Source organism: Flavobacterium tructae, assembly GCF_001853485.1.
Lineage (GTDB): Bacteria > Bacteroidota > Bacteroidia > Flavobacteriales > Flavobacteriaceae > Flavobacterium > Flavobacterium tructae.
In genome coordinates, this window is the sequence record NZ_MIKE01000029.1 from 46,428 (window position 1) to 59,423 (window position 12,996).

Annotated in this window: 3 protein-coding genes; all 3 read right to left on the bottom strand. The window is 37.3% G+C overall.

The window, feature by feature from the left end; genetic code table 11:
- Window position 1: 1 nt before the first annotated feature.
- The gene (locus tag BHE19_RS21600; RefSeq protein ID WP_070908826.1) at window positions 2-4,738 is read right to left on the bottom strand and encodes a non-ribosomal peptide synthetase; all 4,737 of its coding nucleotides are present in this window, start codon (window positions 4,736-4,738) and stop codon (window positions 2-4) included.
- Window positions 4,739-4,801: 63 nt separating this feature from the next.
- Window positions 4,802-6,418, bottom strand: a complete 1,617-nt coding sequence (locus BHE19_RS21605; protein WP_017496631.1) for an MBL fold metallo-hydrolase — start codon at window positions 6,416-6,418, stop codon at window positions 4,802-4,804.
- 37 nt (window positions 6,419-6,455) lie between these two features.
- The gene (locus tag BHE19_RS21610; RefSeq protein ID WP_070908827.1) at window positions 6,456-12,968 is read right to left on the bottom strand and encodes a non-ribosomal peptide synthetase; all 6,513 of its coding nucleotides are present in this window, start codon (window positions 12,966-12,968) and stop codon (window positions 6,456-6,458) included.
- Window positions 12,969-12,996 lie beyond the last annotated feature (28 nt).

Here is a 12,996-nt window from a genome sequence, read left to right on the forward strand (position 1 = left end):
GTTACAGCATTTTGTTTAATTCTTCCAGACTGCTCAGGTCCAAACCTTTATAGGTAAAATCAACAGGGGTTAAATGGGTTTCTTTTTCTTCGGAAAGACTGGAAATCAATAATTCTAATTCGTATTTATATGCTTCTTTTAAGTTTTCTATGGTTTCATTTCTGAAATAGTTGGTATTAAATGAAAGCATAATCTGCAACTGGCCATTGACTAAAATTCCCGATACATCCAGTGTTCCCGTTCTTTCGGTATTCGCTGCGATTTCTCTTCCTTTTGGAATATCTGCGAACTGAAAGATTTGATCTTCTTGGTTTGATTGTCCTAAATCAAAATCACCCAGGTAGTTAAAGGAAACATCTGCTTTTACATTTAATTCGCAATCTTTTAGGTATTTCAAAATCCCGAATCCGATGCCTTTGTTTGGAATTCGATGCAGCGTTTCTTTTACTTCTATTAATTGACCAATGTTATCCTGTTTCTTTTTAAGAGTGATGAGTACGGGATATATCGTGGTAAACCACCCCACCGTTCTGGTGATATCTATCTCTGAGTTGATATCTTCTCTTCCGTGACCCTCGAGCTGAATCGCTACCTTATCGATATCAAAATTTTTACCGATTGCAAGCGATAAACCAGCAATTAAAACATCGTTTATATTGGTTTTATAAGCTTTGTGTGCTTCTGTCAATAATTTTTCGGTAAAGCTTGGATCGAGTTGAAATACTTTTGTCTCAAAATCTTTATAAAAATTATTGCCCTCATAATCAAAATCTTTTGGCAGTTCGGAAGTACTGAACTGTGTTGCTTCGTTTATAGAAGACCAATACACTTCTTCTTCCATCATGGTCATTGAATTGGCGTATTCCAGTTGTTTTTCCTGCCAGTATTTTAAAGAATGTGTTTTTAGAGGTAATTCTAATGCTGCTCCTGCTTCGTACTGCCCGTATAAAGTCATTAAATCTTCTAAAATAATTCTCCAGGAAACACCGTCAATCACCAGGTGATGAGAAAGCAGCAACAAATAATCAGTATCTTCTCTTTTGAACAAAACTGCTTTAAACAAGGGGCCTTTTTCTAAGTCGAAAGAAGATTGATACCCATCGCAAATGGTCTCAAATTCAGAAGCAGTAACATTTGAGTGAACGTACAGTTGGAATTCAAATCCATCATTTTTGATTTCCTGAATCCATTCGTTGCCTTCCTCTTTAAATATCGCTCTTAAAGCATCATGCTGTACGGTAAGCTTTTGAAAGATCTGTTTCAATCCTTCTTCAGACAAAGACTTCGATGATTTTAATAAGATCGATTGGTTAAAATGATTTTTATGCTGTGAAGTCACCTCAAAGAAATATTTCTGAATTGGCGTAAGCGGAATGGTTCCTTCTACTGCATTTTGATCGATCTCCTGCTTTGCCAGTTTTACGTGAAGTGCTAATTCCTGTATGGCAGTAAATTGCATAACATCCTGTACTGTTAATACAAAACCAAGCTGTTTCAATTTGGAGATAATTTGTATGGCTTTTATCGAATCTCCTCCCAATGCAAAAAAATCATCTTCTATGCCTATGCTTTCTTTTTGCAGAATTTGCTGAAATACATGTACCAAAGCAGCTTCTGTTTCATTAGAAGGCGGTACATACGAGTCTCCCTTTAAGGTATGTTTATTGGCTAAAACGACTAAGGCCTTTTTGTCTACTTTTCCATTTGGCAATAACGGGAATTCATTGGACTGTGTATAGCTTGTTGGTACTGCGTATATTGGTAATTGTTCTTTCAGGTGCTTTTTCAGATTGTCAATATTTATTACAATATCGGTTAGTATATGCCCTACCAAAGTACCTTCACTGTAGGTAACAACTGCTCCGTCAATACCTTTAAAATTCAAGAGCGCATTTTCGATTTCGCCTAATTCCAGACGATTTCCTCTTATCTTGATTTGATTGTCTTTTCTACCTAAAAACTCAATATTACCATCTGAAAATCTCTTGGCCAAATCTCCTGTCTTGTACATTTTTGTTCCGGTTTCAAACGGATTATCGACAAACTTTTCTTTGGAAAGCTCCGGATTGTTCCAGTAACCGCCTGAAAGCCCTTTACCGGCAATATGAATTTCTCCAATCAGACCGTCAATGGATAATTCATTGTTATCATTCAGAATATAAACCGAGCTGTTGGCTATTGGTTTTCCGATAGAAGGGATAAATTCTACAGCCGGTTCATACACATAATAACTGGCCCAAACGGTACATTCTGTAGGTCCGTATTCATTAAAAAGTTTACAGTTTTTTAGTGTAGTCACCTTCTGGTGCAGATCAACCAGCTGTTTGGTACATTCTTCCCCTGCTACGATTACTGTTTTTAACTTATTTGGATGCTCTCCTAACTGGTTAAGCAGCAGCTGATAGTAAGAGGGAACGGTAAGTAAATGAGAAACCTCTTCTTCTACCAGAATATCTATTATAGTATCGACATCCGAAACTCTGATTTTAGGGGCAAAAACCAATTTAGCTCCTCCCGTAATTGTCCCGAAAATTCCGGCAACAGAACTGTCAAATGAGATCGAAGACAGTAATAAAAATGCCGCTGCATCAGGATAAGTCTCCAGTCTTGCGATAGTAGAAAACATTAAATTTTCGTGATTGATCACGACTCCTTTTGCATTACCTGTAGAACCCGAGGTATAAATTATGTAAGCCGCATCAGCAGGATTCACTTGTGCCTCGAATACAGTACTTTCGGCCGCAATCGAATCCATTTGAATGTCTGTGGCAAAAAACTCTCCTGTATAAAAATCAAGGTCAAAAAGATAATCGGATTGCGTGAGCAGAACGTTTAATCCGCTGTCCTCAATAATATGCTGAATTCTTTGTTTTGGATATTCCGGATCGATCGGCACATAAGCACTTCCTGTTTTTAAAATTCCCAGAATGCAAACCAGTACATTTTCAGAATTATCAATCATTAATCCTATAAAATCGTTCTTTTTGAGGGTGTGATTGGCTAACAAATAATTGGCTAATCTGTTCGATTCTTCGTCCAGCGCTTTATAGGTGATTTTTTTATTCTTGAAAGCCACTGCTATAGCTTCGGGTTTTTCCTGTACTTGCTCTTTAAATAAATCGAGTATTGTTTTGCTTTGGTCATACGCCAGAACATCACCTTTAGAAAGTTGCAGAAGTGCTACTTTTTGCTGCTCTCCGATGTGTTCCAATTTATAAATTTGTTCCTTTGGATTCTTTACAATAGAATTCATGATAACCGAAACATGGTCTGCAATCTGATGTACTATTTTTTCTGAAAAAACATCCGTATTGTACTGAATGTTCTGCACTAAATGATTTCCGTCTTTGTAGAAACTGAAAACCATATCAAAACGACTGGTTTTTAGTTTTTCTTCAAATTCATATTCCCAAACTTGCAAGCCTTCCAAACTTTCGCTTTTTTTAGAATTGTCATTTTCTCCGTAGATCACCTGAACATCAAAAAGCGGATTTCTGCTTGGGTCTCTTTTTAAGTTTAGCTCTTTCACAAGTGTTGCAAAAGGAAACATTTGATGCTCATAGGCACCTACTACCTGTTTCTTGGTGTATTCTAACAATTCTAAAAAAGTATTTTCTTTTTTAAACTTCATTCGAATGGCCAGCGTGTTTCCATAATACCCTATCTGGTTTTGCAGATCTTCGTCTTCTCTTCCGGAAACCGGAGTTCCGATAATGATATCTTCCTGGGTAGAAAATTTGTATAATAAAGTATTAATTACGGCGGTTAATCCCATAAACATGGTTGCACCGTTTTCTCTTATCAGTTTTTCAAGGTTTTCTGATAATTTGGTGTCGATTCTTTTTTCTACTGTTCCGCCATTGAATGTTTGCAGAATTGGTCTTTTTTTATCCACCGGCATCGTAAGAACCGGCAACTCTCCCTGAAACTGATCGAGCCAATAATTTTTTAACTCTTCGTATTTTTTACCGGTAAGCTGTTCATTTTCCCAACTGGCGTAATCTTTATATTGTATTCTTAACGCATTTAATGCATTAGCTCTGTTTTGCTTTTTAGAATTGTAGAATTCCAGTATTTCGGCAATGAAAATATTCATTGACAAAGCATCCACAATAATGTGATGTATGGTATAAATAAAAGCCCATTTATTCTGCGCTAACTGGTAAAGCTTTGTTTTAAAAAGCGGTCCTTTTGATAAGTGAAAAGGAATTAAAGCCTCTTTGGCAACCTGTTCTTTTAAAACTTCATCGGCATTTGAGACGTTTTGTAAGTCCGCATGTTCAATTGAAAAATCGATTGCTTCTATTCCTTTAACAATCTGATTTGCTCCTCCGTTACCGTCTTCTTCAAAAACAGTTCTCAGACTCTCATGTCTCGATACGATTTCCTTCAGAGATTCATTTAACGTATTTTGATCCAGTACTCCTTCAAAAATATATCCTCCAACCGAATTATACGCCACATTTCCTTTTTCAGACTGGCTTAAAATCCAAAGTCGTAACTGTGAGGAAGACAGGGCATATTTTGCATCAGGGCTTATAGCAGCTTTCGGAATGGCAACTGCTTTGTCGTATTTGTATTGATTAATAAAACGAATTAAATCGGCTTTGTTTCTTTTAATCTCGTCAATAATATCGGGAGTCAATGCCCCTGCAGGAGCCTTAATGTCAAGATTCTCGTCTTTTACGTCAATGTGAATGTTTTGTTCTTTTAATTTTAAATATAAATCTGATGCCATAAGATGAATTATTTAAGAAAATAAATGGATAGTAGTCTTTGTTTTGGGGAGGGTTAAAGGGAATTAGTACAGCAGTACCGCTTGTTTAAACAGTTCTTTTTCGGCAAATAGTCTTTCTGCTACGATACCTCTGTTTCTGCAGTCTTCGATTAACATGTTCGATTGCACAATTGGGTTGGATTCATCTGTATATTCAACATCCAAAATGTGTCGCACCCATGGTTCTTCCCCCATGGCATACACATAAACTTCTTTAACATTAAAGCAGTTTACCATTTTGATTCCTTCGTCGTAATTACTGCCTCTTCCTCTTCGGCTGAAGTCTTTTTCGCGTTCCTGTTTGGTGGTAAAAATTGGCCCATACACCCATGAAGCCGGTGCTCCGTCGCATTCCATTCCCATGAACAGCACGTCTACATCACCAATAATCTCATGAACATGTTCGTACAATTCCGGCGACTGATTACAGGAATCTGCTACTGCCAATAAAGAATAACCGTCTAATTCAACGTGATACGAAAGTTTACTGTTGATGTGAATGTCATGATGTTCGCCGATAAATGGAATTCCTGTAATTTTAATACCATCGATAGCCGAAATGGTTTGCAATTCTTCTAATTCTATAATATTCTCAAATCCCAGATTTCTTAACAGTAAATTCAATGACGGGTCCTGAATGGCACCGCCTATGCTTTTACCCACAACTATATTTTTGACTTTGTGTCGTATTTGCAGCATCGTTTCCATCAATATGTGGTCGTGGTGCCCGTGGGTGATCAATACATAATCTATTTCGTCCGGCAAATCATCATAGGTAAATCGGGACACATCAGATTCGTAGGTATAACTTAAAACCGGATCGAGCACGATGGAGTGTTCTTTAGTTTCGATCAGGATACAAGCGTGTCCGAAGTATCGGATGCGCATACTGTCTCCGGTATATTTTTCATACTTTTTAGGCTCTTCTGTAGTAAATAAATCTCTAAACAGTGCCTCATCGTTTTGATCAATATTCAAAAGTTCTTTGATGTATTCGAAAGTTTGAGGCTCACGTTTCATCTTGAACAACTCGTCGATTTGTTTCGATTTAAAAGGTAATTTTAATTCCAATGCTGCTTCCAGATTAGACAATCTTGGCGTGGAGAAGATAAAAGGCCGGTCGGCATCCTTATTAATTAAAGACAGCTTCACCGTCTGAAAGTCTTCTACATAATACGGACTGGCATAAATAAGAGGCTCATAAAATCTGAAATCCGGTCTGTGATGCCTGTCATAATACAATTCGACATACCCTCTGATTGCCGATGGAACTTCTTTATACAGCGGCTGCATCAAATGTCCGGTTGCTTTTTTCTTAAGCAATTTGTCCAGTTCTTTTACGGCATCTGTAAACTCAAAAAGCGGGGCTGCCATTTTCTTTGTGTTTTCCAACAAAGCTGCTACTTCATCAACGTGTTTTTTGTCTAAATCAATAAAAGGACCTCCTCTAAAAGCAGGATCTTTTACGGCAGTCTCATGTATGCTTGGATCGTTGATATACGATTCCATAATCGGAATGTATCGGTTTACCACATTAAACCCCGTTAGAATTGGCGGGATAATGTGATGCCATGCATACCAGTTTGAAATTAACGGTTCAACTTGTACGTTATTTTTCAGATATATTTTTGGAGTAGCCATTTAGATTTATTTTATAGTTTTAAAAAATGGGATTAGGTTATAGGGAGATATTTTCAAAATCATCTGTAATCACGACTTCCGCATTCACGAGCTGCGCCTTTTTTATTTCAGCTGCCATTTCTCCTAAAGTGGCATTATTGAAAATCGAAATCAGATCGAGTTTTGCGTTAAATTCCGCTTTTATTCTCGTGATTAAATAAGTGGCTTTTAAACTGTGACCTCCTATTTTAAAAAAGTCGTCCAGTACTCCCACTTTATCGATTTCCAGCACTTCTTCCCACAATGCGGCAAGTTTACTTTCTGTTTCGTCTCGGGGCGCCAGGTAGTTTCGGGAAACATTTTCGGTTAAAGACTTGTTCTGCAACAATTTCTTTTTGTCAGTTTTTCCATTTAGAGTTAGCGGAAATTCTTTCAAGCTTATAAAGTGAGACGGAATCATATATTCCGGCAGTTTGTCTTCTAAAAATTCTTTAATATCATCACTGTCTGAAACCGAATCGGCTTTTAGCACAAAAAAGGCAACGGTTTCTTTAATTCCTAAACTGTCTTCTTTCACCACTACTACGGCATCTTCGATTGCTTCGTGTTCTTTGATAACGGTTTCTATTTCGCCCAGTTCGATTCTAAATCCTCTCACTTTTACCTGATCGTCATTTCGTCCGGCATATTCAATCGTACCGTTAGGGAGCCATTTTCCTAAATCACCGGTTTTGTATAGTTTTTCGCCTTCAGCAAATGGATTATCGATAAACTTCTGATTGGTTAATTCCGGCTTGTTCAAATACCCTTCGGCTAAACCGGCTCCGCTTACATAAATTTCCCCAATGGCTCCAAGAGGAAGTAATTTTTCGTTGGTTCCGAGGATGTAAATTTTAGTGTTGGCGATTGGAAATCCGATAGGAACATTAGAAAGTTCCTGTAGCTGATTTTCATTCACTTTATAAATCGTAGCACAAATACTGGTTTCTGTAGGGCCGTAAGCATTAAAACAGGTACCGCCATAAGTCAGGTATTTTTTAACTTCTTCGGTCGGGGCTGCTTCTCCTGCAGTTACCAGCTTTTTTAAACTTTTAATTTTGTCCAGCTGCAATAATTTCAGGTAAGAAGGAGAAATGGTTGCGAAATGAATTGCGTGTTCTTCGATATAGTTTTCCAGCTCTTCGGTGTCTTTTTTTACCTCATCGGTTATGATGTGCAATTCTCCGCCCGAAGCCAAAACTGTAAAGATTTCTGAAATCGAAGCATCAAAAGAAAACGAGGCCAACTGAAGGGCTTTTTCTTTGTTTTCATTGCCAAAAATTTCCATCTGAGATAAAATTGTATTCGAAATGGCACCCTGTTTTATCGAAACTCCCTTAGGAAGACCGGTTGAACCGGAAGTATAAATCAGATAAGCCAGGTCATCAGCACTGCTATTCGATTGCTCCATAACACTGCTGTAGAGCTTTTCCATCGATCTGAAATCATAAATTTCATCAGAATCGATGACCTGCTTGCAATCGCTGTTTTCAATGATATAATCGATTCGCTCTTCCGGATAAGCAATGTCAATGGGTACATAAACTCCTCCGCTTTTTAGAATCCCAAGCAATGAAATAACATTCCACTCGCTTCGGTCTAATTTAACGCCTACAAATTCATTTGCCTTTATGCCGTATTTTTTCTTTAAATAATTCCCCAGTTTGTTGGATACCTCATCCAATTCCTGATATGTTATTTTTTTATCTTCAAAAACCAGTGCAGTCTGCTCTGGTGTTTCTAATACCTGCTTTTGAAACAGACCAATTAAGGTGTCGGGCTGCGCGCTATAATCTCTAGTCGTATCATTAAAGACATGAAGTAGTAAATTTTCTTCCTCAGCATTTAAGAATGATAATCCCGATAAACTTTGATCTGAGTTTGCTACTACCTGATGCAGCAGTACTTTTAAGTTTGAGATTAACCTCACAATGGTTTCTCTAACGTACAATCCTGATTTGTACTCGATTTTTCCTTCTAACTGTCCTTCGCTTTCTATGAAGTTGAATACTAAGTCGAACAGGCATTTTTTCAGGGTTACATCATCGTATTCTGCGATTTGCAGATGATCTATTTCGAGTGCTTGTTTATCGGCTTCTATCGAATTGTCTCTCAGTACAAACCAAACGTCAAACAATGGATGGCGGTTACGGCTCAATTGAAGATCTAAATTAAGAACGAGTTCATCAAAAGCGACCATTTGATTTTCCTGTGCATCGATGACACTTTGTTCTACCTGATGCAGTAAACTTATAAAATCGTGATTTTCATTGAATACTGTTCGCAAAGGAACAGTGTTGATGTAAAGCCCGATCTGGTCTTCCAAATCGGTATGTATTCTGCCTCCGATAGGCGTACCGATGGTAATATCCTGTTGATGGGTATATTTGTATAATAACGTTTTAACCAATGATAAAAGTCCGGTAAAAACGGTAATCGAGTGGCTCTCACAGAAGTTTTTAAATTTTGAAAAAGTCTCTTTCTCAATTGTAAAATCAACTGAATCTCCGTCATATACATTGATTGCTGCTCTTGATTTATCAGTTGGAAAGTCTAATACCGGAACTTCTCCCTCAAACTTTTTTAACCAATGCTGCAGCTGATTTTTATATTCCTCCGACTGAAATTGTTCTGTTTGCCATTGCGCATAATCTTTGTACTGAATTTTTAATTCAGAAGCTGTAATTGTTTTTCCCTGGGATAAATTTTGATAATTCGAAACAAATTCTTTCGTCAAAATATTCATCGACAATCCATCACTGATAATATGATGCATTACAAAAGAAAACATCCACTGATCGTCTTTGATCTGATACAATTTCAATCGCAGCAAAGAATCTTCTTCCAGATTAAAAGGTTTATCGATTTCCTGGTTGATTTTGGCATCAATAACCTCCTGAGAATATTGATTTGGTCTGAAATCTTCAGTCGTTAAATTCAGTAAATTTTCATTAAAGGCTTTGATATATTGCTTCACGATACCATTTTCATCCAGTCTGAAAACCGTTCTCAGACTTTCGTGTCTTTTCAGAATGGCCAAAAAAGCTGCTGCAAATACCGAAATGTCCAATACACCGGTAAACGTAAAGGTCTTGTACATATTGAGCGCTATACTCGCATCGTCCAGATGCGACAACAGCCATAATCTTCTTTGCCCTGAAGAAAGCAGGTAACTGCTGCTTTCCGGTACTTTTTTAATTTCCTGATAAACAGTCGTAGTTGTCCCGGCTATTTTTTTGGCCAGACTTTGAATGTTTCTGTTTTCGAAAATATCTCTCAGATTGATTTTCACATTAAATTCTCTGTTGATGCTATTGGCCAAATGTGTAGCACTTAAACTGTGACCGCCCAGTGTAAAAAAATCTTCGAGTATCCCAATCTTGGTCTGATTGAGTATTCCTTCCCAAATTACTACCAGTTTTTGTTCCAGCTCGTTCTGTGCAGGAACGTAGGCAATGGCTGTTTTTAGACTTAGTCCGTTACTTTGGCGTAGTTTATTTCGGTCTGCTTTACCGCTATTAGTTAATGGAATTTCATTTACTACCACAAAATTTGACGGGATCATATAAACAGGAAGTTTAGTTCCCAGCCATAAATTGAGTTCTTCCTTCACCAATTCACCATTTGCTACAATATAGCCTGTCAGATATTTATCTCCGCTGTTTTCATTAGTATGGTCTAAAACCACGGCCGTTTGTATTTGTGGATGTTGGTTTAATACCGCTTCTATTTCTTCCAGCTCTATTCTGAATCCTCTGATTTTTACCTGAAAATCTTTTCTGCCTAAATAGGCTACATTCCCATCAGGCAGCCACATGCCCAGATCTCCGGTTCGGTACATTTTCGCTCCGGGTTGAAATGGATTCGGTACAAACTTCTGATGAGTCAACTCCGGATTGTTTAGGTAACCAAGGGCCAGCCCTTTTCCGGCAATACAAATTTCTCCCGCTACACCAATCGGCTGAACGGCATCTGACTCACTTAAAATATAAAGCTGTGTGTTCCAGATTGGTTTTCCAATCGGGACTATTTCATTGTCTACATTAGTATTAAAGAAAGTAACGTCTATAGAAGCTTCTGTCGGACCATAAAGATTGTAAATGGGTGCAGCCGATACTTTATTATACCATTCCTTAACGGTCAATGGTGTTAAAGCTTCGCCACTGGTTATTACGGCACGCAAACTAGATAATTTATTTCCTAATTGTTCTGTGTTAGTTACAGAAGTAATAAAGGTGTTGAGCATACTTGGCACAAAATGCAGACTGGTTACGCCATTGTTTTGGATTAAATTCAGAATGCGATGCGGTTCTGAAATGTCTTCCTGTTCGCAAAGTACCATTTTGGTTCCCCAGCATAAAGGCATGAAAATTTCCCATACCGAAACATCAAAAGTAAAAGTGGTTTTTTGCAGAATAACGTCCTTCGAAGAATAGTGGTATTCGTTCCACATCCAGTCAATTCTGTTGGTTACTCCTTCATGGGTAATCATACAGCCTTTCGGATTTCCGGTTGATCCGGAGGTATACAGTACATAAGCCAGATCGGTAACTTTATTGTGATTTTCAGGATTGCTTTTAGGCAAAGAAGCCAACTGTTCTGAGATATTTTCTAAAGTTTCCCCATCAATTAAAAATTTACACTGACTGTCGGCTATAATGAAATTGATTCTTTCTTGAGGATATTGCGGTTCTACCGGAATATAAGCGCCTCCGGCTTTTATGATAGCCATAAGGGCGACAATCATCTGCTCGCTTCTTGGAAGTTTTACGACAACGAAATCACCTTGTTTGATGTTTTTTTCTTCGCGTAAATAATGGGCCAGCTGATTCACTTTTTCGTTCAGTTCCTGAAAAGTAAATTCTTTCTCTTTGAAACGAAGTGCTGTGTGATTAGCAAATTTCTCTACTTGTTCTTCGAATAAAACATTCAACGGAGCACATACCTGATCACTGAACTGTGTAGCATTGAAATCTAAAACCAGTTTTTTCTTTTCGCTCTCAGTTACCAGAGAAAGGTTCTCTATTGTTTCTGACGGAGTGTCGCTTACTAAGTTCAATAAATGCTCAAAATGTATCGTGATTTGCTCTATAAAAAACGTGTCATACAAATCGGTATTATAAACAATACTCAATTCTAAATTTTCATCTACCTCAACAAAATTGAAAAGCAAATCAAACTTACTGGTTTTGTTTTCTGTTTCTAAAGCCTGAACAGTTAATTGATCTCCGATGTTTTTTACGTTCGTACTTTCGTTGTTTTGTAAAATCAGGAAGATATCAAACAATGGATTTCTGCTTAAATCGGTCTCCAACTGTGCTTCTTCTATCAGTTTATCAAAAGGATACGATTGGTAGTTATAAGCTTTTAAAGTGCTTTCTTTAATGTTCTTAAGAAAAGATTCGAAATTGTCTTTCGGATTCATCACTCCTCTTAAAGCAATGGTATTTAAATACAGTCCCAACTGATTGTGAAGTACCTGTAACTCACGCCCTGCTATTGGCGAACCCACAATTAAATCTGTCTGGTTGGTATATTTGTAAAGTACTATTTTTAAAGTGGCCAGCAATCCCATGAATAAAGTACTCTCGTTGTCCAGACAAACTCTCCTGAACTTCGTGCTTATTTCTTTACTTATGGTTCTGTAAACGGTATCTCCGTTATAGGTTTTTAAAACCGGTCTTGTTTTACTGAAAGGAAGTTGGATTTTAGGGATTTCACCTGAAATCTGTGACAGCCAATATTCTTTGTGCGCTGCAAAATAATCATCGCTCCATAATTTTTGCTGCCAAACTGCATATTCTTTGTATTGTATCGTTAAGGGTTCTTTAGCAACATTTTCGCCTTTTTCTAATGCCGTGTAGTTTTCTAATAACTCATTTATAAGTATTCCCATCGACCAGCCATCACTGATGATGTGATGAATCATAAAGAAAAATATCCACTTTTGATCTTCTGTTTGATAAATGATACTTTTTAGCAGCAGCTCTTTTTCTAAATCAAAAGAATAGGACATTTCTTTGTTGATTAGTTCTTCTGCACTTGTTGTTTGATTTCTTAGATTTATTTCTTCTACCTTAAATTGTATTGCTGCGGCAGGGATTATTTTTTGTACAACGGTATTCTCCTTATTGACAAACCTGGTTCTTAGAATTTCATGACGCTCGATAATCAACTGAAAAGCATGCTCCAATGTTTTAACATTCAGATTCCCTTCAAAAGTGTATAAAGCCGGAACATTATAGGCTTTACTGGATTCTTCCATTTGACTTAAAACCCACATTCTGTATTGTGAAGAAGATAATGGATAATACTCTAAATCGGCTGTTTTTAGTATTTCTGGCCATACAGGTTTTGATGCCTGCAGCTTTTGACTGTTCAGTAAAAAAAGAGTCAACTCTTCTCTGTTCTTTTTTATTTCTTCAATTAAACCGGGAGCAATAGTAGATTTTTCAGCAAAAACCTTCAGTTTATTATCTATGAGTTCAAGTAAAATTCCTTCTCCCTGTAGTTTATCAATTAAGTCTTTCATTGGTTTATTTTAATTTTCAGAGGATATT